Annotated in this window: 22 protein-coding genes; 6 read left to right on the top strand and 16 right to left on the bottom strand. The window is 75.4% G+C overall.

The window, feature by feature from the left end; genetic code table 11:
• Positions 1–120: 120 nt before the first annotated feature.
• A complete protein-coding gene (locus ACZ6B1_RS21140; protein WP_468780501.1) occupies positions 121–1,140 on the top strand; it encodes a serine hydrolase in 1,020 nt (339 codons plus the stop codon).
• Here the strand turns inward: ACZ6B1_RS21140 and ACZ6B1_RS21135 are convergent.
• From ACZ6B1_RS21135 to ACZ6B1_RS21105, 7 genes are read right to left on the bottom strand one after another with little or no spacing between them, the layout of a single operon-like run.
• Positions 1,131–2,012: a hypothetical protein gene (locus ACZ6B1_RS21135; protein ID WP_468780499.1), complete on the bottom strand. Its 882-nt coding sequence runs from the start codon at positions 2,010–2,012 to the stop codon at positions 1,131–1,133. The genes ACZ6B1_RS21140 and ACZ6B1_RS21135 overlap by 10 nt on opposite strands.
• Positions 2,006–3,274: a cytochrome P450 gene (locus ACZ6B1_RS21130; protein ID WP_468780497.1), complete on the bottom strand. Its 1,269-nt coding sequence runs from the start codon at positions 3,272–3,274 to the stop codon at positions 2,006–2,008. Before ACZ6B1_RS21130 ends, ACZ6B1_RS21135 begins: the two co-directional genes overlap by 7 nt.
• Positions 3,271–3,708 (bottom strand): nuclear transport factor 2 family protein, encoded by a 438-nt coding sequence (locus ACZ6B1_RS21125; protein ID WP_468780495.1) that lies wholly within the window; start codon positions 3,706–3,708, stop codon positions 3,271–3,273. Before ACZ6B1_RS21125 ends, ACZ6B1_RS21130 begins: the two co-directional genes overlap by 4 nt.
• Positions 3,705–4,790 carry a ketoacyl-ACP synthase III family protein gene (locus ACZ6B1_RS21120; RefSeq protein WP_468780493.1) on the bottom strand — a complete coding sequence of 362 codons (1,086 nt, stop codon included), beginning with the start codon at positions 4,788–4,790 and terminating at the stop codon, positions 3,705–3,707. Before ACZ6B1_RS21120 ends, ACZ6B1_RS21125 begins: the two co-directional genes overlap by 4 nt.
• On the bottom strand, positions 4,781–7,561 hold the full coding sequence (locus ACZ6B1_RS21115; protein WP_468780491.1) for a PEP/pyruvate-binding domain-containing protein: 2,781 nt from the start codon (positions 7,559–7,561) through the stop codon (positions 4,781–4,783). Before ACZ6B1_RS21115 ends, ACZ6B1_RS21120 begins: the two co-directional genes overlap by 10 nt.
• Positions 7,562–7,564: 3 nt before the next feature.
• A complete protein-coding gene (locus ACZ6B1_RS21110) occupies positions 7,565–8,206 on the bottom strand; it encodes a methyltransferase family protein (protein WP_468780489.1) in 642 nt (213 codons plus the stop codon).
• Positions 8,203–9,105, bottom strand: a complete 903-nt coding sequence (locus ACZ6B1_RS21105; RefSeq protein WP_468780488.1) for an AfsA-related hotdog domain-containing protein — start codon at positions 9,103–9,105, stop codon at positions 8,203–8,205. The genes ACZ6B1_RS21110 and ACZ6B1_RS21105 overlap by 4 nt, the downstream gene beginning before the upstream one ends.
• Positions 9,106–9,482: 377 nt before the next feature.
• Here ACZ6B1_RS21105 and ACZ6B1_RS21100 point away from each other — a divergent pair, with 377 nt between their 5' ends.
• Positions 9,483–10,361 (top strand): SDR family oxidoreductase, encoded by an 879-nt coding sequence (locus ACZ6B1_RS21100; protein WP_468780486.1) that lies wholly within the window; start codon positions 9,483–9,485, stop codon positions 10,359–10,361.
• Here the strand turns inward: ACZ6B1_RS21100 and mycP are convergent.
• Together mycP and ACZ6B1_RS21090 are read right to left on the bottom strand one after the other, a co-directional pair.
• On the bottom strand, positions 10,358–11,563 hold the full coding sequence (gene mycP, locus ACZ6B1_RS21095) for a type VII secretion-associated serine protease mycosin (RefSeq protein WP_468780484.1): 1,206 nt from the start codon (positions 11,561–11,563) through the stop codon (positions 10,358–10,360). The two genes, ACZ6B1_RS21100 and mycP, sit on opposite strands and share 4 nt — an antisense overlap.
• A complete protein-coding gene (locus ACZ6B1_RS21090) occupies positions 11,560–13,650 on the bottom strand; it encodes a hypothetical protein (RefSeq protein ID WP_468780482.1) in 2,091 nt (696 codons plus the stop codon). Before ACZ6B1_RS21090 ends, mycP begins: the two co-directional genes overlap by 4 nt.
• Positions 13,651–13,920: 270 nt before the next feature.
• Between ACZ6B1_RS21090 and ACZ6B1_RS21085 the strand changes: the two genes are divergently transcribed.
• Positions 13,921–15,123 carry an amino acid deaminase/aldolase gene (locus ACZ6B1_RS21085; RefSeq protein ID WP_468780480.1) on the top strand — a complete coding sequence of 401 codons (1,203 nt, stop codon included), beginning with the start codon at positions 13,921–13,923 and terminating at the stop codon, positions 15,121–15,123.
• Positions 15,124–15,180: 57 nt separating this feature from the next.
• Here ACZ6B1_RS21085 and ACZ6B1_RS21080 read toward each other — a convergent pair whose 3' ends face one another.
• The 4 genes from ACZ6B1_RS21080 to ACZ6B1_RS21065 are packed head-to-tail and all read right to left on the bottom strand — an operon-like array spanning position 15,181 to position 19,974.
• Positions 15,181–16,410 (bottom strand): HAD family hydrolase, encoded by a 1,230-nt coding sequence (locus tag ACZ6B1_RS21080; protein WP_468780478.1) that lies wholly within the window; start codon positions 16,408–16,410, stop codon positions 15,181–15,183.
• 26 nt (positions 16,411–16,436) lie between these two features.
• The gene (locus ACZ6B1_RS21075; protein WP_468780475.1) at positions 16,437–17,219 is read right to left on the bottom strand and encodes a 3-oxoacyl-ACP reductase; all 783 of its coding nucleotides are present in this window, start codon (positions 17,217–17,219) and stop codon (positions 16,437–16,439) included.
• Positions 17,216–18,589 (bottom strand): aldehyde dehydrogenase family protein, encoded by a 1,374-nt coding sequence (locus ACZ6B1_RS21070; RefSeq protein WP_468780473.1) that lies wholly within the window; start codon positions 18,587–18,589, stop codon positions 17,216–17,218. Before ACZ6B1_RS21070 ends, ACZ6B1_RS21075 begins: the two co-directional genes overlap by 4 nt.
• 26 nt (positions 18,590–18,615) lie before the next feature.
• Positions 18,616–19,974: a glutamine synthetase family protein gene (locus tag ACZ6B1_RS21065; protein WP_468780471.1), complete on the bottom strand. Its 1,359-nt coding sequence runs from the start codon at positions 19,972–19,974 to the stop codon at positions 18,616–18,618.
• Between the two features lie 96 nt (positions 19,975–20,070).
• Between ACZ6B1_RS21065 and ACZ6B1_RS21060 the strand changes: the two genes are divergently transcribed.
• Both ACZ6B1_RS21060 and ACZ6B1_RS21055 read left to right on the top strand, forming a co-directional pair.
• On the top strand, positions 20,071–20,823 hold the full coding sequence (locus tag ACZ6B1_RS21060) for a FadR/GntR family transcriptional regulator (RefSeq protein WP_468780469.1): 753 nt from the start codon (positions 20,071–20,073) through the stop codon (positions 20,821–20,823).
• Positions 20,824–20,890: 67 nt separating this feature from the next.
• Complete coding sequence (locus tag ACZ6B1_RS21055; protein WP_468780889.1) at positions 20,891–21,565, top strand: gamma-glutamyl-gamma-aminobutyrate hydrolase family protein; 675 nt, start codon at positions 20,891–20,893, stop codon at positions 21,563–21,565.
• 33 nt (positions 21,566–21,598) lie between these two features.
• Here the strand turns inward: ACZ6B1_RS21055 and ACZ6B1_RS21050 are convergent, their stop codons facing one another.
• Positions 21,599–22,528, bottom strand: a complete 930-nt coding sequence (locus tag ACZ6B1_RS21050; RefSeq protein ID WP_468780467.1) for a LysR family transcriptional regulator — start codon at positions 22,526–22,528, stop codon at positions 21,599–21,601.
• Positions 22,529–22,598: 70 nt separating this feature from the next.
• Here ACZ6B1_RS21050 and ACZ6B1_RS21045 point away from each other — a divergent pair, with 70 nt between their 5' ends.
• Positions 22,599–23,756 (top strand): TDT family transporter, encoded by a 1,158-nt coding sequence (locus ACZ6B1_RS21045; protein WP_468780465.1) that lies wholly within the window; start codon positions 22,599–22,601, stop codon positions 23,754–23,756.
• Here ACZ6B1_RS21045 and ACZ6B1_RS21040 read toward each other — a convergent pair.
• Both ACZ6B1_RS21040 and ACZ6B1_RS21035 read right to left on the bottom strand, forming a co-directional pair.
• The gene (locus ACZ6B1_RS21040; protein ID WP_468780887.1) at positions 23,668–24,387 is read right to left on the bottom strand and encodes a helical backbone metal receptor; all 720 of its coding nucleotides are present in this window, start codon (positions 24,385–24,387) and stop codon (positions 23,668–23,670) included. The two genes, ACZ6B1_RS21045 and ACZ6B1_RS21040, sit on opposite strands and share 89 nt — an antisense overlap.
• An 8-nt stretch (positions 24,388–24,395) precedes the next feature.
• A complete protein-coding gene (locus ACZ6B1_RS21035; RefSeq protein WP_468780463.1) occupies positions 24,396–24,968 on the bottom strand; it encodes a helix-turn-helix domain-containing protein in 573 nt (190 codons plus the stop codon).
• Between the last annotated feature and the right edge of the window lie 403 nt (positions 24,969–25,371).

The raw sequence follows: 25,371 nt of genomic DNA, 5'->3' as shown, positions 1-25,371 counted from the left end.
AGGCCGGCGCCGCGCCCGTCCCGGCCCGGAGCCGGATTCACAGGGGACTCCGGCCTTCACTGACGTGGTTCTCAGGTCCGTCCGACGGAGCGCACAGCGACCGCCCCGAGCATCGCGGGCATGGAGTCCTCCGGATCCGGCCGCCGCGCCCGCCGCTCGCGCCGCACGCTGCTGTTCGCCGCCCTCGCCGTGGTCGCGATGGGCGGGGTCACGGCGGGCGGCACGCTCTATGTGAAGGCGCGCGCGCACTCCGGGGCCGGGACCGTATCGTCGGCCTCGTCGCCGTCGGCCTCCTCCTCGGCCGCGGCGGGCGGGGAGGCGTCGGTGGAGAGCACGGCACAGCCGGTGACGGTGGACCGGAAGGCGCTGCTGGCGCAGTCCATGGCGTCGGTGCCCGTGCCGTCGGGGGCCCTGGTGTCGGCGGCGGTGCTGGACACGGGCTCCGGGGAGAGCGCCACGTACGGGACGGACACCTTCGACACGGCGAGCATCGTCAAGGTCGACATCCTGGCCGCGCTGCTGCTCCAGGCGCAGGACGCGGGCCGGGAGCCGACCGCTGCGGAGCGGGCGCACGCCACGAAGATGATCGAGAACAGCGACAACGCGTCCGCGACCGCGCTGTGGCGGGCCATCGGCCGCGCCGGCGGGCTGGACGCGGCGAACGAGCGGTTCGGGCTGACGCACACCTCGGGCGGCGACGGTGAGCTGTGGGGGCTGACCCAGACCACCGCGGCGGATCAGCTCCGGCTGCTGCGGCAGGTGTTCGGGGAGGAGTCGGAGCTGAGCGCCGCCTCGCGCGCGTACGTGCGGAAGCTGATGGGGGCCGTGGAGGCCGATCAGCAGTGGGGGGTGTCGGCCGCCGGTTCCTCGTGGGCGCTGAAGAACGGGTGGCTGCCGCGCAGTACGACCGGGCTGTGGGACGTGAACAGCGTCGGGCGGGTGACGGTGGACGGCACCGGGTACCTGGTGGCCGTGCTGTCGCGGGGCACCACCACGCAGGCCGGGGGGATCTCGCTGGTGGAGGCGGCCGCGAAGGCGGCGGTGTGGGCCTTCACCCGGGACGACTCCGCCGCCCCGGGGACCTCCGCCCCGGGGCGGCGGAGCCGACCGTCGCCGGCTCGTGAGGCCGGTCAGCCGTAGGCCAGGCTCAGTGCCAGGTAGCAGGCGAAGGTGGACAGGACGTAGTAGGCGGCGGAGGCGGCCGGCCAGCGCGGGGCGTGGGCCCGGAAGAACCGCCAGCCGGCCCGGGCGGGCAGCAGCAGCGGCAGCAGGGCCAGCGGCACCAGCAGCGCCTCCGGGCGCGCCTGCGTGACCAGCAGCAGCACCGACAGCACGGGGGCGGTGAGCGCCACGGCGACGGTGCCGCCGAGGCCGAGGGTGCTGACGTAGCTGCGCTCACCGGGCTCGAGCCTGCGGGTGATCTTCTTGGCGAACTCCAGGTGGACGGTGACCAGCACGGTGATCACGATGGCCAGCACTCCCCCGCGCCCTGCGCCCTGCCCGGTGTCGCCCAGGTAGCGGGTGTACAGGTAGATGTGCAGCAGCAGCTGGGCGGGGAAGCTGATCAGGAGACTGAGCAGCAGCCGGTCGCCCGGCGGCCAGTCCAGGACCCGGTCGGCGGCCAGCACCAGGGCGCAGTAGAGGAGTTGCCCGGCGAGCACCGCGAGGGCGGCCGGCCGGCCCGCGTTCAGGGCGAGGACGAGGGCCGCGCCCCCCGCGCACAGCACGAACAGGTCGCGCTCGCGCACGGCGCCGGAGGCCAGCGGCCGCCGGGGGTTGAACGCGCGGTCGTAGGCGAGGTCGCGGATGTCGTCCACGGCCCGCATCAGCAGCAGCGTGACGGTGAGCGTGAGCGCCGCGGTGAGGGTGCCCACGCCGGGGCGCCACGCGGGGTGCGCGGGCTGGACGACGGCGAACAGCCCGGAGACGCCGTAGGCCCACAGGAACGCGAACGCCACGGACGGCAGCGGCGGGTAGCTGCCCGCCACGAAGCGGGCCCAGCGGCTCAGCACGGCCGTGCCTGACCCGTAGGGCGGACGCGCACCGGGAGTTCCCACACTCCGCGCATGAACATCCGGTCCCGCCAGCTCAGTTCGGCCGGGTCGACGGCGAGTTCCAGTCCGTCGAGCCGGTCGAGCACGGCGGTGAGGCCCTCCTGGAGCTCCACGCGCGCGTGGGCCGCGCCGAGGCACAGGTGGCGGCCGTGGCCGAAGCCGATGTGCGGGTTGGGCGAGCGGTCGGCGCGGAAGACGTCCGGATCGGGGAAGACGTCCGGGTCGCGGTTGGCCGCGTCGGTGAGCGGGACGACCACCTGTCCGGCGGGCAGGACGCGGTCCGCCAGGCGCACCTCCTCGGTGGTGACGTGCGGCTGGCCGCCGGTACCGGCGAACCAGACCCAGCGCACCAGTTCCTCCACGGCGGCCGGGACCGCCGAAGGGTCGCGGCGCAGCCGGTCGGCGAGGCCGGGCGTGGTGAGCACGTGCAGCACGCACATGGCGAGGTGGGAGGCGGTGGTCTCGCCGCCCGCCATCATCAGGCCGAAGCCGAAGACGGCGATCTCCTCGTCGCTGAGCCTGCTGTCCGGCGGCGCGGTCAGGAGCTGGGTGAGCAGGTCGTCGCCGGGCCGGCCGGCCTCGACGGCCGCGCGCCGCTCGGTGAGCTGCCCGAAGAAGTAGTCGTACATGAAGGAGTGGGCCCGGGCGCTCTCCTCGGGGGTGAAGCGCCCGGCGGACATCATGACGGTGACCTCGGGCAGCAGCCGGTCCAGGTCGGCCACGGGCACGCCGAGCATCTCGCAGATCACCCGGTACGGGAACGGCGTGGTGAACTCGGCGATCAGGTCGACGGGGCCGTCGGCGGCGCGCAGTCGGTCCAGGAGTCCGGCGGCGATCGCGGCGATGCGCGGCCGGTCCTCCTCGGCCCTGCGGTGGGTGAAGCGGGCCTGGACCCGGCTGCGGCGCCGGGTGTGGGTGGGCGCGTCACTGGTGACCAGGGCCAGGGCGCTGGACCTCCGGGCGAACAGCGTGCCGCCGGCCCAGGCCTCACGGCTGAATCGGTCGTCGGACAGGACGGTCCTGACGTCCTCGTGGCGGGTCACTAGCAGCGCGTCCCGGCCGTTCCCGAGCCGCACCGGTACCAGCGGCTCCTCGCGGAAGCGGGCGAGCCGGCCGGGGTCGAGGCAGATGCCGGGCAGGTCCGGGAAGGGGTAGGCGGGCGGCTGCCGGTCCGGGCCGGCCCCGGTGACCGGGCACCGTACGGCGGGCGCCCCGGTCATCGCAGCCACCCCTCGGCGGGCTCGAGCTCCTGGCCCGGGGCGCCGTGCCAGTACTCGTGGAAGGAGGCGCAGCGGCCGTCGGCGGCGAAGCGGAGCACCAGGCAGCCGGCCGCGTTGCGGGGTGCGCCGGTCCGCGGATCGTACAGGACGCACCACCATTCCACGGCGGCCCGCCCGCCGGAGACGACGGGCTCGCCGAACCACATGCGGGCGTCCTTCTGCCGGGACAGGGTGGTGCGCCAGTGCGCGGCGACGGCCTCGCGGCCGGTGTGCGGGGCGCCATAGGGCCCCTGGTGGTAGACGGCGTCGTCGGTGAAGAGGGCGGCGATGGCGTCCGCGTCGCGGGCCCGCCAGCCGTCCTTCAGGGCGTCGATCCACCCGTCCACGGCGGTCGTGGACTCGGGTGCCGGGGCGAGGGTCTGCGGCTGGGTCATGTCCGTTCCTTGTACGGGGAGGGCGTCCCGGTGGCCCAGGACGGGGTGGCGGTGATCTCGACGACGGCGGCGAACAGGGAGACGCCGAAGCTGTTGTTGAGCATCAGCACCCGGTCGCCGGGGCCGACCTGGCGGGTCTCGACGAGGTGGTGAAGGGCTGCGAAGTGGTCGCTGGTGGTCATGTGGCCGAGGGCGCGGCCGAATTCGAGGACGCCGCGGGCCGGGTCGATGCCCAGGGGCTCGAGGACCGAGCGGATGTACTCGGGGCCCCCGGACAGGACGTGGGTGACCCGGGTGATGTCGCCGGGCCGCAGCCCGGCGTCCGCGATGGCGCGCAGTCCGGTCTCGGTGCGGGCCGCGTCCACGGCCTTGCGGGCCAGGGTGGCGGCGCCGGGGTCGCTGCGGGCGTAGTCGATCATCCGGGCGACCAGGTCGATCCGGCCGGTGCGGGTGCGCCGGGGCGGGAAGAGGGGGCCGCGCGGCCGGTTCATCTCCTCCAGCTCGGGCAGCGAGCCGGAGACGAGGGACAGGACGCGGGCGAAGCCGCCGCGGGTGGACAGCACGACGGCGGTCGCCGCGTCGCCGAGGACGGACGGGCGTTTCATCCGGGCGCCGCTCTGGTAGCGCCAGCGGTCGACGCGTTCGGTGCCGAAGTTCTCGGCGGCGGTCACCAGCGCGGCCGTGCGGGACGGGTCGGCGCTCAGGTGGCCGTGGGCCAGTTCCAGGGCGCCGAGGGCCGCGTTGCAGCCCTGCCGGACCTCCATCGCCGGCACCTGGGTGCCGACCGCGTGCCGGAGCACGTACTGGTGCGGGGTCCACAGTTCGGGTCCCTGCTCGTGCAGTGAGGCGTGCAGCACGAGCGCGATGTCGGCGGCCGGGTGCGCGGAGCGTTCCAGCGCGGTGCGGGCGGCCTCCACCGCCATCTCGGGCGGCGAGACGTCCCCCGCGACGGCGGCGCCGGTCCAGCCGCCGGCCCGCCACTCGTCCTCGGCGTACCGGCCCTCGGCGACCGCGCGGTCGGCCGGGTAGGGCCGGGGCAGGTAGCAGCCGAGGCCGTCGATGAACAGGTTCGCTACGCGCACGGTCCGTCCTCCTCCGCCGCGGTGCCCTCGCCGGGCAGCAGGCGTACGGTGCCGGCGGTGCCGTCGATCTCGATCCAGGCGCCGTCCTCGATGGCCGTCATGGCGTCGCGGACCGCGACGACCGTGGGGACGCCGAGCAGCCGGCCGCTGATGGCGGTGTGCGAGACGAGGCTGCCGCGCTCGACGACGATGCCCTTGGCGGCCATCATCAGCGCCAGCCAGCCGGGGTCGGTCTCCTTGGCGACGAGGATCCGGCCCACGCACGCCTCCGGCGGCACGTCGGTGTCCCGGACGACGAGGGCGCGGCCGCGTGCCGTGCCGCTGCTGGAGGCGATGCCGCGCAGCACGCCGTCCGCGTCGGGGCCGCCCGCCGCCGCGGTGTCGTGGCGGAAGGCCAGCGCGATGGGCACGGGCAGGCCGCCGGGGACGGTGAAGTAGGCGGGCGGGTCGGCGGCGGCCGCGCTCTCGGCGAACCGGGCGGCGCGCCGGCGCACCAGCGCGCGCAGGTCGGTGTCGGGCAGGGTGCCGTCGAAGGCGCCGAGCACCTCCTCGGTCTGGAGGTGGACGACGTCCTCGGCCCGGTCCAGCAGTCCCGCCTCGACGAGCCGCCGGGCGAGCCCGCGCATGACCTCGCGGGAGACGCCGTAGAGCTGGCTGCGGCAGAACCGGGTGTCCTCGCGGGCCTTGACGCTGAACCGCAGCGAGGCCAGTACGGCGCCGAGCGCGGCCCGCTTGAGCGGGGCGGGGCAGGCCTCGCGCAGGGCCTGCCGGGCGGCGTCGCGGGCGGCGGCCTCGTCGGCCTCGTTGGCGGCGACGGTGAGCCCCTGGGCGATGTAGGGGCGCAGCGCGGTGACGATCTGCCAGGGTTCCTGGCGCGGGGTCAGGACCTCCAGCTTCAGGTCGTGCAGCGCGCGGTCGCCGTAGGTCCGCAGGTGCCGGGCGAAGGCGTCGGCGGTGCCGGTCCCGTACGTCCCCTCGGTGATCTCCCGCCAGACCTCGGGGGCGGGGCGTTCCAGGACGGCGGTGCGCAGGGCCGGGTCGGCGGCCGCGCGTTCGGCGAGGGCGAGCGCCGAACGGACCGAGGCGAGCGTGCGGTTGGGACGGCCGCCGCCCATCAGCCGGGGCAGCAGCGCGGCGCCGTCCGGCACCCAGCGGTCGAGGAGGGCGTCGGCGAAGGTCAGGGAGACCAGGGCGAAGTAGCTGGCGACCATGGTGACGCCCCAGCGGTGCTCGGCCTCGGTCCACATGGTGCGGTAGCGGGCGATGAGTTCGTCGGCGGTGCAGTCGTCGAAGGAGGGCCAGCGCGCCATCAGGTCGTCCCACCAGCGCAGGAACTCGCGCAGCCGGCGCGGCTGGGCGACGTAGGCGCGGGTGAGGCGGGGGGCGGCGCGCAGGACCTGCTTCCAGGCGCGGCGCCGGGCCGCCCGGTCCGGGGCCGCGTCCTGGTCGCGTTCGGTGAGGCCGAGGGAGCGCTGCCACATGGGGCGGATCAGGTCGAAGCCGGGAATCTGGCCGTGCAGCGCGAACCAGGCGTCGAGGCGGTAGTAGACCCGCCCGTCGAGGTGTCCGATCATCCGGCTGAGGTGGTGCTGGTTGCGGCGCAGGGAGTCCTCGGTCACGCCGAGCCGCCGGTAGAAGTCGGCGAATCCGGTCCGGTAGAAGACGCGGGCCTGGGAGTAGGTCAGCGTGGAGGTGACGCCGGGGAAGGACTCGGTGAGGTTGTGGTTGGTCCACGGCACCGGCGGCGCGCTCTCCGCGCCCGGGCCCGCGGCACGGACCACGGGCCGGGCCTGGACGAGGTGGATCCGGCCGTCGGCGGTGAGGGTGCCCTCGATGTCCTGGGGGCCGCCGAAGAGGTCCTCGGCGCGGGCGGCCAGCTCGCCGATGGCGCGCACCTCGTCGTCGGAGAGCACGGGCGGTTCGCCCAGCGCGTCCGGGACGGGCAGCAGCACCGGGCCGGCGTCCGGCCGGGCCGGGTCCAGGCCCGCCATGACGGACTTGACGGTGAGTTCGGCGCGTACGGTGCCGGTGGCGCGGTCCATGAAGAAGTGGTCGATGTCGGCCTTCTCCTGCACGATGCCCTCGCCGATGCCGTGTGCGGCGGCCACCACCGCCTGGTCGGCGCCGCCGCGCGGATCGCTGGTGAACATCACGAAGGACCGCACGCCGGGCACCATGCGCTGGACGCCGACCGCGACCCGGACGGCGGTGGCGTCGACGCCGCGCCGCACGCGGTAGAGCACGGCCTCGGGGTTGTAGGCGGAGGCCCAGCAGTCCGCGACGCGGTCCAGGAGGGCTTCCCGGCGGACGTAAAGGTAGCTGTCGGAGAGCCCGGCGAACGGGTCGTCGGCGCCGTCCTCGCCGCTGCCGTCCGGCTGGGCGGCGACGCAGCCGCGCACGGCCACCAGCCCTTCGGGACCGGCGAGTTCGTCGAAGCCGGTGAGCACCTGCCGGGCGAGGCCGGGCGGCAGCGGGGCGGCGCGGACCTCGTCGCGGGCCGCGCGGGCCCAGGCGGTCAGCTCCTCGGTGCTCGCCCCGGCGCCCGGGAAACCGGCGGGAACCGGCACGCAGGCGGTGTACGCCTCGGCGGTCAGTGCGAAGAAGGCGGGTACGGGCAGCCCGGCGCGGAGCATCTCGTGCTGCCGGGAGAACTTGTGGCCCACCAGGGCCGGATCGGCCGGCGCGGTGCCGGGGTCGCCGCCGGTGCCGGCCAGCAGCGGGCCGTCTCCGGTGGCCGGGCCGAGGGAGGCGAGCGGGGTGGTGGAGGCCATCGGCTACCACACCCCCGGCAGCAGCCGCGCCCGGCCGCCCGCGTATCCCGGGTATCCGGGGACGGCCCACAGCACGCGCTCCTCGACCCGGATCCGCCACACGATCACCGCGGCGAGGGCGAGCAGGAACAGCACGCTGAGCGGGTTGCAGAAGAACGCCACGAACGCGGCGTTGGCCAGCAGCATCCCGGTGTACGCGGGGTGCCGTACATGCCGGTAGGGGCCGTGGGTGACGATGGAGTGGTCGGAGTAGCGGACCACGTGGTGGGAGTAGAACCGGCCGAGGGTGCGGATGGCGGTCAGGCGCAGCGCGACGGACGCGGTGAACACCACGACCGGCACGGTCAGCCACACCGACCAGGTGTGCCAGGGCAGCGGCCACAGCACCGCGGAGACACCGGTGCCGGCCCGGGTCAGGGCGTACGGCAGCAGGGTGCTGTTCTCGGCGGCGGACTGCTTGGGGTGGCGCACGGTGATGCCGGTCTCGGCGAGGATCCACAGCACGTAGAGGCCCGCGAACAGGGCGGCCATCGCGTGCGGTCCCGCGGTGTCCGAGGTGAGCTGCAGCGCGATGGCGAGGGCGAACAGGGCGCAGGTCAGCGGCAGCAGGGCGCGCAGGACGAGGACGACGAGGCGCTGGTTCATGCCGCCGCCCCGGCCCCGGCGCGGAAGGCCCGGTAGGCCTCGGGGGTCAGGCCCTTGCTGACGTAGACGAGGCTGCCGATCCGGGTGCCCGGCCCCTCGCCCGCGATCAGCTCGAAGGTGAGCCGGGCCTTGTCGTCGGACATGCGGGTCTGCCGCCAGCGCAGCGCCAGCGGGAGCGTGGCGGGCAGGTCGGTGGGCAGGTCGGCGGTGAGCCGCAGCCACAGCATCTGCACCTCGTCCGGCCAGCCGCCGACCCGGTGCGAGAGCCAGGTGGCGAACTGACGGCCGGCCTCGACCACCGACTTCACCGAGCGGCGGCCCGGGCGGCGGCTCGCCAGGGTGTGCCCGGCCTCCGGCAACAGGACCGGAGCGGTGAACACGCCGTCGTCGGCCAGGGGTTCGCCGAGCATGACGTTCTCCGGGCGGGTGCGGTGCACCAGGAAGGCGCGGGCGGGCTCGGCGGCCGGGGCGGGTGGTAAGGCCGCCGCGGCGGGCCGGTCGCCCTCCGGGTCGGTGGCGAGGGTGAACCAGCTGTCCGCCACGACGGTCGGGCCCTGGGTGACGCGCAGGGTGTGGCGGCCGTTCTCGGGCGGTGCCGCGTAGAGCACCAGGCCCGGGGCAAGCTCGGGCATGACCCGGAAGTTGACGACCAATTTCACGCGGGAGCCCGCCGGGACGTCGACGCGGTCGCTGACGGCGTCCGCCATGGCGCACACCAGGAGCATGCCGGGGACGTGGTCCAGCGGGTGGTCGTAGAAGAACGGGTCGCTCTGGTCGACGGTGAGGTCGGTGAGCCAGGAGTCGGCGTCGTAGCCCCGGCCCGCGGGGTGGGGTGGCCCCGCCGGGGCGTGGCCGGTCTGCTGAACGCGTGTCTGGGCTCGGGTCGTTGGCGTGGTCATCCGTCTTCCTCGATTCCTGACTGTGCTGTCGCTCGGCTCGGGCCGGGCCCACGGCGTCGGTTTCACGCCCTCGCGGTGGCGGCGCGCCGCCCGGCCCCCGGTCCACCACGTGGGGCGCGTCCGCGGCGCCGGGCCCGGTGGCCGGCCGCATCGGTGCGGGCCGTCGTCGGCCCGGTGTTCGCGGCAGTCTTGACGAGCCGCCTGACATGCCGCTGACCCCTGCCGGCGGCAGCGGCGTCCGGCATGACAGCGTTGTCCGCATGTCAGTGGCGGGTCAGCGGCCCGGACCACGATCGGTCATCCGTTCGCTCTTCGAGGGACCGGACGCGGTCGCCGGCCGGGTCCGGTCCCCGTTATCCCGCTGGGGAGGTCTCCGCATGATTCTGGTGACGGGCGCGACCGGTGTGGTGGGCGGCGAGGTGGCGCGGACGCTGGCGTCGGCCGGCCCGGTGCGCGTGTTCTGCCGTGACCCGGCCCGGCTGCCGGTGCTCGGCCCCGGCTGTGAGGTGGCCGTCGGCTCATACCAGGACCACGGCTCCCTGCTGCGGGCGCTCGCGGGGGTGGACCGGGCGTTCCTGGTCACCCGTGATCCCGGCGGCGACAGCGACGCGCGTTTCCTGCGGGCCGCCGAGGCGGCCGGGGTGCGGCACGTGGTGAAGCTGTCCGCGTACGCGGCCGGTGAGGACGACGCCGACGACCTGATCACGCGCTGGCAGCGGGACTGCGAGGACCTCCTGCGCTCCTGCGGCCTGGAGTGGACGCTGCTGCGCCCGCGCGCGTTCATGACCAACACGCTGGCGTGGGCGGGCTCCATCCGCTCCGAGGGCGTGGTGCACGCCCTGCACCCCGAGGCGCCGAGCGCCTGCGTCGACCCCCGTGACATCGCCGAGGTCGCGGTGGCCGCGCTGACCTCCCCGGGGCACGCGGGCCGGATCCACGCGCTCACCGGCCCGGAGGCGATCTCCGCCGCCGGGCAGACCCGGGAGCTGTCCAGGGTGCTCGGCCGCCCGCTGGTGTGCCGCGAACTGACGGTGCGGCAGGCCGCGGCCCGCTGGACGCGCCGTCATCCGCCGCACGTGGTCGAGGCTCTGCTGCGGAGCGCCGAACGGCAGTCGAGGGGCCGCAAGGCCACCGTGGACCCGTCCGTCACCCGCGTCACCGGCCGCGCCGCCCGGTCGTACGCGCAATGGGCGGCGGACCACCGGGAGGCGTTCGGACCGGTGCCCGCCATGCTCTCCGGAGCCGCCAGGCCCTAGTACTCCCCGTCCCGCCGCCGTCCCCGGTTCCGGCCCCGCCACAGGACCACACCGGCCACCAGCAGTACCGCGCCGGTGCCGCCCGCGAGCGGGCCCGCCCAGCCGGACGTGGAGGCGGTGGCCCTGTCGGTGTTCGGGCCGGGGCCGAAGTACTTCTCCCCGTACGACGCCGGGCGCAGGCTCCGGGGTTCGAGGCGGGCCGCGGCCTTCAGGGCCGCCGCGGGGTCGATCATGCCGAAGCCGCGGGAGTCGTCCCGGCCGCCCACCGGGGCGTCGCGGGCGGTGTCCTCCAGGAGCTTCTTGACCTGGGCCGGGGTCAGCCCCGGATGGGCCGCCTTGACCAGTGCCGCCGCGCCCGAGACGTACGCGGCGGCGGCCGAGGTGCCCCAGCCCTCGTAGTACTTGTGGTCGGGGTCGGCGATCACGACGTTCACGCCGGGCGCGCTGACCGCGGCGTACCAGCGGCGGGTGGAGAAGGAGGCGCGGGTGCCGTAGCGGTCGACGGCGGTGGCGGCGATGACGCCCGGGTAGGCGGCCGGGTAGGAGACGTGGTCGCCCTTGGCGCCGCCGTTGCCCGCGGAGGCCACGACCACCACGCCCTTCTTCAGGGCGTACTGCACGGCCTCGTCCTCGCTCGGCTCCGGATGGGCGGAGTTCGAGTCGTCGCCGAGCGAGAGGTTGATGACGTCGGCGCCGTGGTCGGCGGCCCAGCGGATGCCGTCGGCGAGGGCGTTGCCCCGGGTGGTGCGGGCCTTGCCGCGGGCGGAGTCGCCGTCCTCGAGGATGACCCGCACGGGCAGGATCTTCGCCTCGGGGGCGACGCCCATGACACCGGCGGTGTGTCCGGCGCCGTGGCCGTGGCCGGCGATGATGCCGGCCATGGCGGTGCCGTGCCGGGCCCAGTCGCGGTCGCCGGGACCGGCACCGAAACCGATCATGTCCTTGGCGTCCAGGACGTTGCCGGCCAGGTCCGGGTGGTCGGCCTCGACCCCGGTGTCCAGCACGGCGACGGTGACGCCCCGGCCCTTGGTGGTCTGCCAGGCCTCGTCCAGGCGCAGCGCGGACAGACTCCACTGCTGGGCGCGGATGCCGTCGGCGTGGGCGGCGGCGGACGGCAGCAGGACCAGGGAGCCGGCGAGCAGCAGGCTCACCGCGGACCCGGTCCCGCGCGGGCGGTGGCCTCGGCGCGTCGGCCGCCTCATGAGGGGCTCTCCGTGGCCGGTCCGGCGGTCTGGCGCAGCCGGCGTTCGACGCGGTCGGCCAGGCCCTGCGCCTCCTGGCCCAGGCCGGCCTGGGCGGGCGCCGAGCCGGCGCCGGACCGTACGGCCTCCGCGGCGGGCTGCGGAGAGTCGACCGTACGGCCGTCGGCCCAGCCGGACACCGCGTAGGCGACGACGGGGGCGTCGGTGAGGACGGAGACGGTCCAGGTGGCGCGCTGCCCGTCGCCGAACCGGGCCGCGGCGGTGCCCTTGGCGGCGTACGGCCGGGGCATCAGGTCGGCGCGCCGGTCCAGGTGTTCGTCGCGGAAGCGGGCCGCGAGCGCGGACATGGCGGCGGGGTCGCCCTTGGTGAACAGCAGGCCCACGGTGGTGACATGGCTCTGGGTGGCGTCGGTGTACGTGGCGCGCAGCAGCCGACGGCAGCCGACCGGGGCGAGGACCTTGCGCAGCAGCGGGTCGAAGGCGTCGGCGCAGCCGCTGTCCGGGGCGACGGCGATCCGCGTCCAGGTGCGGTCGGCGCCGCCGGGGCCCGCGCCGGTGCCCTGGACGGTGGGCGGGAACAGCCGGTCCACGGGCACGCTGTGCCACAGCGTCCCGGCCGCGCTGAACCCGGTGCCGGCCTTGCCGTCGGAGCCGTCGCCGGTGAGCCAGCTCCCGGTCACCGCACCGCCGACGAGGCCGAGACCGAGGACCAGGCAGGCGGCGGCAGCGGCCGCGCGGGGCCGCAGCCACGCGGGGGTCCGGGTCCGCGGCCGCTCACCGTACTCGGCCTCCCCGATCGACACGACCGGCCGGGCGGCCCCGCCCGCGCTCCAGGACAGGACGGGGTCGGGTGACACCGGAGCGGGGTTCGCGGGGTGGGCGGGGTCGCCCGGACTCCACGCGGCCCGCCCGTCACGCGCGCCGGTCCCGGACGGTGACGCCGGGGCCGACGGGGTGGCGGCGCCGGGTGCCTGGGCGGGCTGCGGCGCGGGGCCCTGGCGGCCGGGAGCGGGCGGCGGCTGGGAGACCGGGCGGGCGGGAGCGGACTGCCGCGCGGAGGGCGGGCGGTCGGAGCCGAACGCCGGGACCGAGCCTCCCCGGCCCGGGGCCGACCCGGAAGCGGAGCCGGAACGGCGCTGCTCGGGCGCGGACGGCACCGGCCGCAGCCGGGTCGTCGTCTCCGACGCGGACTCGGCGGGAGCGGCGGGCCGCGCCGCCACCGAGGCGGCGGACCCGGAACGGCGCTGCCCGGGCGCCGGCGGAACCGGCCGCAGCCGGGTCGTCGTCTCCGACGCGGACTCCGCCGGAGCGCCCGGCCGGCGGGACGGCGCCCCCGCGCGTGCCGCGTTCGGCGGGCCGTCGGGGAAGCGTGCGGAGGCGGGCGGCGGAGGCGGGCCCGACGGGTCGGTGCCGCCGGGCCCGGTGGAGGCGGGGAAAGCGGGGAAGCGGGGGCCGCCGGCCTGGTTCGCGGCGCCGGACCGCTCGCCGCCCTGCCGTGTCTCCTCCAGGCGCCGGCCAACCGGGTTGCGCGCGGCGCGCGGTGCGAAGACCGAGGGCTCCTCGTCGTCGGCGTCGTCCGACGGGGAGGGGGGCACGGCAGCGGTGGGGACCGTCCCTGGACGACGCGCGCCCGGCTGGGCGGCAGTCCCCCGCGGGGCGCCCCGGCCGCCGGCGGGGCCGGCCGTCGGAGCGGCGGGCACGTCCGCGTCGGCGCCGGCCCCCGGGCCCCGGCGGTCGCTCGGCTCACCGGCGCCCCCGGGCGCCGTGCGGCCCCGGCCCATGGCCGCGTGCGCGGTGCAGGACTCGCCGCCCCGGTCACCCGGCCGGGCGGCGGGCGGGGTGGCAGCGGGGCTCGCCCCCGGGCCGCCCCGCTCCGTGCTGCCGTCCGGTGTGGCTGTTGCCGGACCGGTCGTGCGGGGCCGCGGTGCCGTGGTGCCGCTGTCGGCGGGGCCGGTCGTCGGGGCCCCCGGGCGCGTGCCCGGCGGCGCCGCGGCGGTGTCCGGGGCGTGGCCCTGAGGCGGAGTGGCGGGGCGGGGCGGGGTGGCGGGGCGCGGTGGGATCGGGGCGCGGCGCGCTTCCGTGCTCATGCACCCCCCGTTTCCTCGTGCCCGGGCCGTCTTCCGCAAGCGGGCCGCTGTGCTCCTCGGCCGTGCCCGGTGCGAAGCTCCGTCCGGGCACGCATACCCGTACGGCTGGACCGGCATCCCGGTTCAGGTGATGCGGCCGGGAGCGTTCCGCCGTCGTGCGCGTCACTCTACGGGTTGTCCGGGAGAGAACGAGAACCAGTCCACGAGCCAGGGGCATCTGCCCGTATCGTCCCCCTACCCTGCGGTAATCCTGTCTGGCACGCTTCCGTCATGACTGCGCGCGCCGCCGACCGGGCCCGTTACGACCGGGCCACCGCCCATCTCGACGCCCCTCTCGCGATCGTGGACCTGGAGGCGTTCGACGCGAACGCGGGCGACCTCCTGCGCCGGGCCGGCGGCAAGCCGGTCCGGGTCGCCAGCAAGTCCGTGCGCTGCCGGGCCCTGCTGGAGCGCGTCCTGGCCAGGGAGGGGTTCCAGGGCCTGATGTCGTTCACCCTCGCCGAGTCCCTGTGGCTGGCCCGCTCCGGGTTCGACGACGTCCTCCTCGCCTATCCGTCCGCCGACCGGACGGGTTTCGCGGAGCTGGCCGCCGATCCCAAGCTCGCCGGCGCCGTCACCGTGATGGTGGACGACGTGGCCCAGCTCGACCTCATCGACCGGGCCCGCGAGGGCGGACGTGAAGTGGTGCGCGTCTGCCTGGAATTGGACACCTCGCTGCGGCTGCTGGGCGGCCGGGTGCGGGTCGGGGCCCGGCGCTCGCCGCTGCACTCCCCCGCCCAACTCGCCGAGCTGGCAAGGACGGTGGCGCGACGGCCGGGCTTCCGGCTGGTGGGGATCATGGCGTACGAGGGCCATGTCGCCGGGGTCGGGGACGCGGTGGCCGGGCGGCCGCTGCGCTCGCGGGCGATCCGGCTGATGCAGGCCGCCGCCCGGCGGGAGCTGGCCGAGCGGCGCGCGGCGGTGGTGCGGGCGGTACGCGCCGTGGCGCCCGGCCTGGAGTTCGTCAACGGCGGCGGGACGGGCAGTGTGCAGCACACCGCCGCCGAGGACGCGGTCACCGAGATCGCGGCTGGTTCGGGGCTCTACGTGCCCCGGCTCTTCGACAACTACACGTCGTTCACCGGGCGTCCGGCCGCCCTGTTCGCACAGCCCGTCGTGCGGCGGCCCGGCGTGGGTGTCGTCACCGTGCTGGGCGGCGGCTATCCGGCCTCCGGCGCCGCCGGCCCCGACCGGCTGCCGGTGCCGTACCTGCCGGAGGGGCTGGCGTACGACCCGCAGGAGGGCCCGGGCGAGGTGCAGACCCCGCTGCTCGGCTCGCCCGCGGACGATCTGCTGATCGGCGACAAGGTGTGGTTCCGGCACGCCAAGGCGGGTGAACTGTGCGAGCGGTTCGACGTCCTGCACCTGATCGAGGGCGACACGGTCACGGCCGCCGTGCCCACGTATCGCGGTGAGGGCCACACCTTCCTGTGAGCCGCGCCCGCGGCCCGCGCCCCTGAGCCCGGCCCCCGAGCCGCGTCCGTGGAACGCTCAGGGCATGCGTTCGGCCTGGTCCGGCACCACCGAGCCGTCGGCGCGCCGGACCGGGCCGGGCGTGCCGTCGGGCGCGGTCCAGGCGGTGGTCGAGCACGGGTACGGCTCGGTCCGGAGCGGCAGCGGGTCGATGAACATGGGGTTCACCAGCCAGCGCCGGTCGGCGTCGTCGTAGGCCCGGCACATCAGTTCCGGCTTGTCGCGGTCGATCACGAGGTGGGCACCGGTGGCGTCGCCGACGAAGGTGACGTCGGTGTCGGCGTCGCCGGCCGCCAGGGCGGGCCGCCGCTCCCAGGGCTGCCGCTGCCAGGCCGCGGCGCCCCGCACGCCGTAGACCTCCTGGTTGATCCAGCAGCGTTTGCCGTCGATGTAGGGGATCACCGCTCCCCGGGTCGCCGGGACGCCGCCGCAGCCCTCGGTCCGGGTGGTGATCCGGCCCCGGCGGTCCAGGACGGGGCGGATGGCGATCGTGTGCGCCGCGTCCACGCCGACGCCCCTCGACCAGACCTCGGTGACGGGCTCGGCGCCCGCCGAGACGACGTAGACCCGGAATCCGGCCCGGCGCAGGGTGCGGATGAGGTCGCGCTGCTGGGCGTAGTGGCGGACGTAGGCGGGGACGGTGTGGGTGCCGAGGACGCGGGTCGCGCCGACCGGGGCGGCCAGGGCCTCGCGGCGGGCGGCGCGGGCGTAGGAGGCGAGTTCGGCGGGGGTGCGGCCGGTGAAGAGCTGCGGGACCCAGGCGTACTGCGGGACCGTGCGCCGGTGGTTCCAGTGGCCCGCGAAGGCGCGGGCACCGCTCATGGTGGTGGCGTTCTCACGGATCTCGAGGATCTCGTCCGCGCAGCGGGGCTTCGCGGAGGTGTTCAGGGGTGCGCCCGCACCGGTGCCGCAGGCGGCCGTCAGGGCCTTGTCGGCGGCCTCGGTCAGCCAGGCGCTGGTGTCCTTCCAGCGAGCGGGCCGGGGCAGGCGGTCGTGGCGCAGGACCCAGGAGAGGGTGGCGTCGGTGACGTCGTTCTTGGTGACCGTGTTGTCCCAGTCGAACGCGGCGACCGCGCCGGTGTGCCCGGAGCAGGTGCCGCGGGCGTCGATGACGCGCTGCAGACGGGCGCGGTTGTCGCCGTGCCAGGAGGTGGTCAGCCGGGGGCACTCGGGCCGCGCCGCCGGCGCGGTGGGCGCGGCCGCCAGGGCGGCGGCCGCTGCCAGGGTCCACGCGAGAAGTGGTCGCATACGCGCGGACCGTACACCTTTGCCCCTTACAGGGGGGTGACGTACGCGCCCGAGATCCCGCCGTCCACCAGGAAGTCGGTGGCGTTGACGAAGGAGGAGTCGTCACTGGCCAGGAAGGCGACGGCGGCGGCGATCTCCTCGGCGCGGGCGAACCGCCCGACCGGGATGTGCACCAGGCGGCGCGCGGCGCGCTCCGGGTCCTTGGCGAACAGCTCCCGCAGCAGCGGGGTGTCGACCGGGCCCGGGCACAGGGCGTTGACCCTGATCCCCTCCCGGGCGAACTGCACGCCCAGCTCCCGGGACATCGCCAGCACGCCACCCTTGGAGGCGGTGTACGAGATCTGCGAGGTGGCCGCTCCCATCCGGGCCACGAAGGACGCCGTGTTGATGACGGAGCCCCGGCCCTGGCGCCGCATGTAGGGGATGGCGGCCTTGCAGCACAGGTAGACGGAGGTGAGGTTGACCTCCTGGACGCGCTTCCATGCCTCCAGGCCGGTGTCCAGGATGGAGTCGTCGTCGGGCGGGGAGATCCCGGCGTTGTTGAAGGCGACGTCGACGCTGCCGTAGGTGTCGTGGGCCGCCGCGAACAGCGCCTCGACCTGCCCGGGGTCGGTGACGTCGGCCTTCACGAAGAGCCCGCCGGTCTCGTCGGCGGCGGCCTTGCCGCGCTCCTCGTCGACGTCGCCGCAGACGACGTGGGCGCCTTCGGAGGCGAGCCGACGGGCACTGGCGAGGCCGATGCCGCTGCCGGCTCCGGTGACGACGGCGGTACGGCCGACCAGGCGGCGGCAGACGTGTTCTGCGTTCACTGTGCGGGGCCCTCCGTGCTGATGAAGACGTTCTTGGTCTCGGTGAAGGCGGTCAGGGCGTCGGGGCCGAGTTCGCGGCCGAGTCCGGACTGCTTGAAGCCGCCGAACGGGGTCCAGTAGCGGACGCTGGAGTGGGAGTTGACGGACAGGTTGCCCGCACGGACGGCGCGCGAGACGCGCAGGGCGCGGCCGACGTCCCGGGTCCAGATGGAGCCGGACAGGCCGTAGGGGGTGTCGTCGGCGAGGCGGACAGCGTCCTCCTCGTCGGTGAAGGGCAGCAGGACGGCGACCGGTCCGAAGATCTCCTCGCGCGCCGCCCGGGAGTCGGGCCGTTCGCCGGTGAGCACGGTGGGCGGGAACCAGAAGCCGGGGCCGTCGGGGGCGACGCCGCGCAGGGCAGGGGCGTCCTCGGGGACGTAGGACCGCACCCGGTCCAGTTGCGGGCGGGAGATCAGGGGGCCCATCCGGGTCTTCTCGTCGGCCGGGTCGCCCACGACCACGGAGGCCAGGGCGCCGGCCAGGAATTCGCGGGCCTCCTCGTACACCGGTTCCTGGACCAGGACGCGGGTGCGGGCGCAGCAGTCCTGGCCGGCGTTGTCCAGGAAGGAGAGGGGGTCGAGGGCGGCCTCGAGGTCGGCGTCGGCGAAGACGACGTTCGGGCTCTTGCCGCCGAGTTCCAGGGTGACGGGCTTGACCAGCCGGGCGCAGCGCTCCATGACCTCGCGGCCGGTGCTCGTGGAGCCCGTGAACACGATCTTGGCGACGTCCGGGTGGTCGACCAGCGCGCGTCCGGCGGTGTGGCCGTACCCGGGAAGCACCTGGAATAGGTGCTCGGGAAGGCCCGCCTGCAGGGCGAGTTCGGCGAGGCGGAGGGCGGTGAGCGGGGTGGTCTCGGCGGGCTTGAGGACGACGGCGTTGCCCGCGGCGAGCGCCGGGAAGGAGCCCCAGGCGGCGATGGGCATGGGGAAGTTCCAGGGGGCGATCACCCCGATGACGCCGAGGGGTTCGTGGAAGGTGACGTTCCAGCCGCCGGGCGCCGGGATCTGGCTGCCGAGGAGGCGCTCGGCGCCGCCGGCCGCGTACAGCAGCAGGTCGCGGGCGTTGCCGGCCTCCCAACGGGCGTTTGCGATGGTGTGCCCGGCCTCGCGGACCTCCAGCCGGGCCAGTTCCTCGATGTGGCCGTCGACGGTGTCGGCGAAGCGGCGCAGCAGCCGGGCCCGGTCGGCGGGCGGGAGCGCGGCCCACTTCGGCTGGACGCGCGCGGCCCGCGCGACGGCGGCGTCCACGTCCGGTGCGCCGGCGGCGGGGACGGTGGCGACGACCTCTTCGGTGGCGGGGTTGAGGACCTTCAGCTCGTGCGGGTCGGACACGTGAGGACCTTTCACAGGCGTTCGCATCACAGGCGTTCGAAGGAGCGGCGCAGTTCCCAGTCGGTGACGGCGGCGTCGAAGGCGGCCAGTTCGACGCGGGCCATGTTCAGGTAGTGGGCCACGACCTCGTCGCCGAAGGCCGCCTTGGCCACGGGGCTGTTCTCCCAGAGTTCGGCGGCCTCGCGCAGGGTGGTCGGCACGTGCTCGAAGTCCGCGGTGTAGGCGTTGCCGGGGCAGGGCTCGGGCAGTTCGAGGCCCTGCTCGACGCCGTACAGACCGGCCGCGACCAGTCCGGCGACGGCGAGGTAGGGGTTGACGTCGCCGCCGGGGAGGCGGTTCTCGAAGCGCAGGGAGCGGCCGTGGCCGACCACGCGGAGGGCGCAGGTGCGGTTGTCGTGGCCCCAGGCGACGGCGGTGGGGGCGAAGGAGCCGGGCTGGAACCGCTTGTAGGAGTTGATGTTGGGGGCGTAGAGGAGGGAGAAGTCGCGCAGGGCGGCGAGCTGGCCTGCGAGGAAGTGCCGCATCACGTCGGACATTCCGTCGGGTCCGGCCATGGCGTTGTTCCCGTCGGCGTCGGCGAGCGAGAGGTGGATGTGGCAGGAGTTGCCCTCGCGCTCGTCGTACTTGGCCATGAAGGTGATCGAGACACCTTCCTGGGCGGCGATCTCCTTGGCTCCGGTCTTGTACAGGGCGTGCTGGTCGCAGGTGACCAGGGCCTCGTCGTAGCGGAAGGCGATCTCGTGCTGGCCCGGGTTGCACTCGCCCTTGGCGGACTCCACGGTCAGGCCGGCGCCCGCCATGTCGTTGCGCAGCCGGCGCAGCAGGGGCTCGACGCGGCCGGTGCCGAGGATGGAGTAGTCGATGTTGTACTGGTTGGCCGGGGTGAGGCCCTGGTAGTTAGCGTCCCAGGCCTGTTCGTAGCTGTCCTTGAAGACGATGAACTCCAGCTCGGTACCGGCCTGGGCGGTGTAGCCGAGCTCGGCGAGCCGCTCGAGCTGGCGGCGCAGGACCTGGCGGGGCGCGGCGACGACCGGGGCGCCGTCGTTCCAGGCGAGGTCGGCGACGAGCAGGGCGGTACCGGGGTGCCACGGGACGCGGCGCAGGGTGGCGAGGTCCGGGTGCATGGCGAAGTCGCCGTAGCCGCGGTCCCAGGAGGACATCGCGTAGCCGTCGACCGTGTTCATCTCGGTGTCCACGGCGAGGAGGTAGTTGCAGCCCTCGGTGCCGTGGTGCAGGACCTCGTCGAGGAAGAAGCGGGCGGCGAACCGCTTGCCCTGCAGCCGCCCCTGCATGTCGGGGAAGGCCAGGACGACCGTGTCGATCTCACCGCCGGCGACGAGTGCGCGCAGCTCCTCGACGCTCAGTGGGGGTGTGCGGTCTGCCACGGGAGATCCTCCTTCGGCTGTTCGGCACTTTTTCGGCCGGACCGGGAGCCATAAGGTATTGCTCAGGACCATTTCCTGGGAAGGGGGCACGGCCGGATGCCGCGGGAAACGGACGCACGGGGGGAGCGGGCACGGACGGCGGACGGCCCGCTCGCTGCGGTGCTGCGGCCGGTGCGGGCGGGCAACGGCTTCGAGGAGGCGCTGGAGCAGATCCTCCAGGTGGTACGGCTCGGTCTGGTGCCGGGCGGTGAGCGGCTGCCCGCCGAACGGGAGCTGGCGGAGCGGCTCGGCATCAGCCGGGTGACGCTGCGCGAGGTGCTGAAGGTGCTGCAGGACCAGGGCCTCGTGGAGTCGCGGCGCGGGCGGTACGGCGGGACGTTCGTACTGCCGCGCGCGGACGCGGGCGGCGAGGAGGAGCTGCGGCGGCGGATCGCCGAGGTGGACATCGAGGACGTGCTGCGCTTCCGTGAGGTGCTGGAGGTGGGCGCGGCGGGGCTGTGCGCGGCGCACGGGCTGACCCCGGAGCGGGCCGGGCGGCTGCGCGAGGCCCTGCACGGCACCCACGAGGCCCCGCTCGCCGACTACCGGCGGCGGGACACGCTGCTGCACCTGACGCTGGCCGAGCTGTGCGGTTCGCCGTCGCTGGCCGCGCGGTACGCGGCGGTGCGGGCGAGCGTCAACGACCTGCTGGACTGCATCCCGCTGCTGGTGCGCAACCTGGAGCACTCGCAGCGGCAGCACACCGCGCTGGTCGAGGCGGTGCTGGACGGGGACGCGGACGGGGCGCGGGAGATGATGCGCGAGCACTGCGCGGGCACGGCGGCGCTGCTGCGGGGGTTTCTGGCATGACCGGCCTCTGCAAAGGTACACGGATGGACCTTTGCGCTTCGGGAAGGGCGGTGGGACGGTGCGGCCGCTGATCGGTGTGAGCACGTATCTGGAGCCGGGTGCGCGGTGGGGGGTGTGGGAGCTGGCGGCCGCGCTGCTGCCGGCCGCGTATCCGCGGCTGGTGCAGCGGGCCGGCGGGCTGGCCGCCATGCTGCCGCCGGACGAGCCCGCGCGGGCCGCCGGCATGGTGGCCCGGCTGGACGGGCTGGTCGTCGCGGGCGGCCCGGACGTCGACCCGGCGTGCTACGGCGCCGAGCGGTCCCCCCGTACGGGGCCGCCCGCGCCGGAGCGGGACGCCTGGGAACTGGCCCTGATCGAGGCGGCGCTGGCCGCCGGGGTGCCGCTGCTGGGGATCTGCCGGGGCATGCAGCTCCTCAACGTCGCCCTCGGTGGAACGCTCGTGCAGCACGTGGACGGGCACGCGGAGCTGGTCGGCGTCTTCGGGGGGCATCCGGTGAAGCCGGTGCCCGGGACCCTGTACGCCGGGATCGTCCCGGAGGAGGTGACCGTGCCGACGTACCACCATCAGGCGGTGGAGCGGCTCGGCGCGGGGCTGCTGCCCTGCGCGCACGCGGCGGACGGGACCGTGGAGGCGGTCGAGCTGCCACCGGAGGAAGGGTGGGTGCTCGGGGTCCAGTGGCATCCGGAGATGGGGGACGACACCCGTGTCGTGCGGGCGCTGGTACGGGCCGCCACGTCCTGAGCCGGACCGGCGCCCGATCCGGGCGAAGCCGGCCTAGCCCCGCGTCAGCGACAGCAGTTCCCGTGCCGGTCCGGTGGGCCGGTGTCCCGTCGGCCACACCGCGCGCAGGTCCCGGCGCAGGGCGACGCCCTCGACCGGGATGCGCACCAGACGCCGCATCGACAGCTCCTCCCCCACCGCCAGCTCGCTCAGCACCGACGGGCCGGCGCCGCTCACCGCCGAGGCCTTCACCGCCGTGGTGGAGGACAGCTCTATCAGCGGCCTGGCCAGGCCGCCGAGCGCCGTGTCCAGCACCTGGCGGGTGCCGGAGCCGCGTTCGCGCAGGATCAGCGGGGTGGCCGCCAGTTCCTGCGGGGTGAGTGGGCGCCGGCGGCGCGCCCAGGGGTGGCCGGGTGCCGTGACGACGATCAGACGGTCCCGGGCGATCACCGCCGAATCCAGGCCCGCGGGAATCGTCAGGCCCTCCACGAAGCCCAGGTCCGCCTCGCCGTCCAGGAGGAGTTCCGCCACCTTCGCCGAGTTGCCCGCGAGCAGGGACACCGCGGTGTCGGGCCGCTCGGCGTGCAGGGCGAGCAGCCAGCCCGGGAGCAGGTACTCGGCGATGGTCATGCTCGCCGCGACCCGCAGCCGGGAGTCCCGCCGGTCGCGCAGCGCCCGCGCGCCCGCGTCGAAGGCCGCCGCCGCCTCGACCACCCGCCGGGCCCAGTCCGTCACCAGGGCGCCCGCGTCCGTGAGCCGGGAACCGCGCGGCGAGCGGTCGACCAGGGCCACGCCGAGTTGACGCTCCATCGAGCGCAGCCGGCTGCTGGCGGCCGGCTGGGTGATGCCCACCTCCCGGGCCGCCGCGCCGAGGCTGCCCAGCCGCGCCACGGCCAGCAGCAGTTCCAGCGCGCCGAGGTCGGGCACCCGGTGCGCCAGCGAGCCTCCGGGCAGGCCGTCGTCCGTCGCGTTCCGCTCGCTCATAAGACCAGCTTATGCCCCCATACACCCGGACTCCCTGGTCGGCCGGGGCGGGCGGCGGGATCGTACGGTCATGGTCATCGCAGCCCCCTCCCTGCCCGCCGCCCCTGCCGCCCGGGTCCGGCACCTCGGCCCCGACTGGTACGCCACCGTCATGGGAACCTCGGTCGTCGGTACGGCGGGTGCCGCCCTCCCCGTGCACGTCCCCGGGCTGCGCGGGGTGTGCACCGCGCTGTGGGCACTGTCCCTCGTCGTGCTGGTGGCCCTGCTGACCGCCCGCGCCCGGCACTGGACGCACCACCGCGACCGGGCCCGCGCCCACCTCCTGGACCCGGCAGTGGCCCCCTTCTACGGGTGTCTGTCCATGGCGCTGCTGGCGGTGGGCGGCGGTGCGGCGACGGTGGGCCGGGACTGGATCGGCACCGGCCCCGCGCTGGCACTCGACGCCGTCCTGTTCACCACCGGTACGGCGGTGGGGCTCGCTGCCGCCGTCGCGGTGCCGTATCTGATGGCCGCGCACCACCGGGGCGAGCCCCGCGAGGCCGGCCCGGTCTGGCTGCTGCCGCTCGTCGCGCCGATGGTCTCCGCCGCGGCCGGACCGCGCCTCGTGCCGCTGCTGCCGCCGGGGCAGCCGCGGGAGACCCTGCTGCTGGGGTGCTTCGCGATGTTCGGGCTGAGCCTGCTGGCGACGCTGTCGACACTGCCGCTGGTGTTCGCCCGTCCGCTCGTCTCCGGCCCGCTGCCGCTCGCGCTCACCCCGGGCCTGTTCCTGGTACTCGGCCCGCTCGGGCAGTCCACCACCGCGGTCGGCCTGATCGCGGACGCGGCCCCCGGGGTCGTACCGGCGCCCTACGACCGTGGCCTCGGTGTGTTCGCGGTGCTGTACGGGGTGCCGGTCATGGGGTTCGCGCTGCTGTGGCTGGCGCTCGCCTCGGCGCACGTGGTGCGGGCCCGGCGGCGGGGCATGGGCTTCTCGATGACCTGGTGGGCGTTCACCTTCCCGGTGGGCACCTGTGTCACCGGCGCCGCCTCCCTCGCCGGGCACACCGGGCTCGCGGTGTACGACGCGCTGGCCACCGGGCTGTACGGCCTGCTGACCGCCGCGTGGCTGGCGGCGGCGTCGGGGACGGTACGGGGGCTGCTCAGCGGTGAGCTGCCCGAAGCGCCCCGCCCAGCACCCGCGGCGCCTCGGCCAGCGACGGTCCGTACCAGGTCAGGTGGCGTCCGCTGACCAGTGCGCAGCGCAGTTCGGGGAAGGCCTCTGGGCCGTCCCCGGCGGTGAAGCGGTAGGGCTCGTCCGGCAGGACGACCAGGTCCGGGTCCGCCGCCACCAGCTCCGCCAGGGGCACCCGGGGGTAGCGGTCGGGGTGGCCGGCGTACAGGTGGTGCACGCCGAGACGGGCCAGCACGTCGCCCGCGAAGGTGTCCCGGCCCAGCACCATCCAGGGGCGGCGCCAGACGGGCACGACCGCCGTCCTCGGGGCCGGGGGTTCGGACAGGTCCGCCCAGGCCGCCTCCGCCTCGTCCAGCCAGCGGGGCCGGGCCGGGGCGCCGCACGCCGTGAGCACCCGGTCCAGCTCGCGGAAGGCCTGGGGCACCGTCCGCACCTCGGTGACCAGCACCTCGAGACCCGCCGTGCGCAGGGCGTCCAGGTCGGGGGCGCGGTTCTCCTCCTCGTTGGCGATCACCAGGTCGGGGGCGAGGGCGACGATCCGGTCGACGGCCGGGTTCTTGGTGCCGCCGATCCGGACGGTCCCGGGATCCGGCGGGTGGGTGCACCAGTCGGTGACCCCGGCCAGCACACCGGGCAGCGTCTCGGCCACCGCCTCGGTCAGCGAGGGCACCAGGGAGACCACGCGCACCATGGGTCCTAGCGCGCCCTGTCCTGCACGGCCTCGATGTGCTCGGCGACCGCCACCACGATCACCCGGGTGTCCGGGACCGTCGCGCGCCAGCGGTGCCGGACCCCTCCGGTCAGGTACAGGGTGTCGCCGCGGCCCAGGCGGTAGGCGCGGCCCTCGGCCTCGATCTCGACGGCGCCGTCGGCGACGTACATCAGCTCGTCGTTGCGGTGCTGGAACTCGCGGCCGGCGTCGTGGTCGCCGGTGAACTCCGAGGCGTGCAACTGGTGGTGGCCGCGCACCAGGGAGCGGGTGCGCGGCAGGAAGTCCGACTCGGTGACGAGCTCGGCGCGTACGACGTCCACGCTGGCCGCCGGGTCGGCAGCGGCGAGGAGTTCCACCGCCGTGGTGCGCAGGGCGTCGGCCAGCTTCTCCAGGGAGCCACGGCTGGGGCGGGCCTTGTCGTTCTCGACCTGGCTGAGGAAGGGCACCGAGAGGCCGGTGCGCTCGGCCACGACGGCGAGGGTGAGCTCCAGCGCGCGACGCCGCCGCCGTACGGCCGCGCCCACCCGCACGGGCTGCTGCTCTTTGTGGTCGCCCATCGCTCCGGCTCCCTCCTTCACTCGTCGTGCCGCCGGCCGGGCGCCCGTCGCCGGGCGGTCCCCTGAAGAGTTGTCTGCACCCTACGCATGTTCGGCAAACCGTTTCACGCGCCTGTCACATCCCCGACACGCCGTTGGGCCCGCACCCCCACGGTTCACGCCAGGCGACGGCTCGCGGTGCGGGACGGGTCTCCCTTGTTCCAAGGCCCGGACGGCCCCCGATGTTCCGCCCGGGCGGTGTTCATGACCCTCCGTGGTTGGCCGGATCCCTACCGTGGATGATCGTGGGGGCGTCGGGGGAGGCCACGAGGCCGTGCCGGGACCCGGCAGAGCCGACGAGGGGTGGGCGCGGCGGGCACGTCCGTGGACGTGCCCGTTAGCCCTCCCCCCTCGGCGTTAGTCT

Source organism: Streptomyces sp. NPDC041129, from assembly GCF_055592265.1.
The sequence above is the reverse complement of the archived record's forward strand: the minus strand, read 5'-3'. Positions and strand labels throughout refer to the sequence as shown.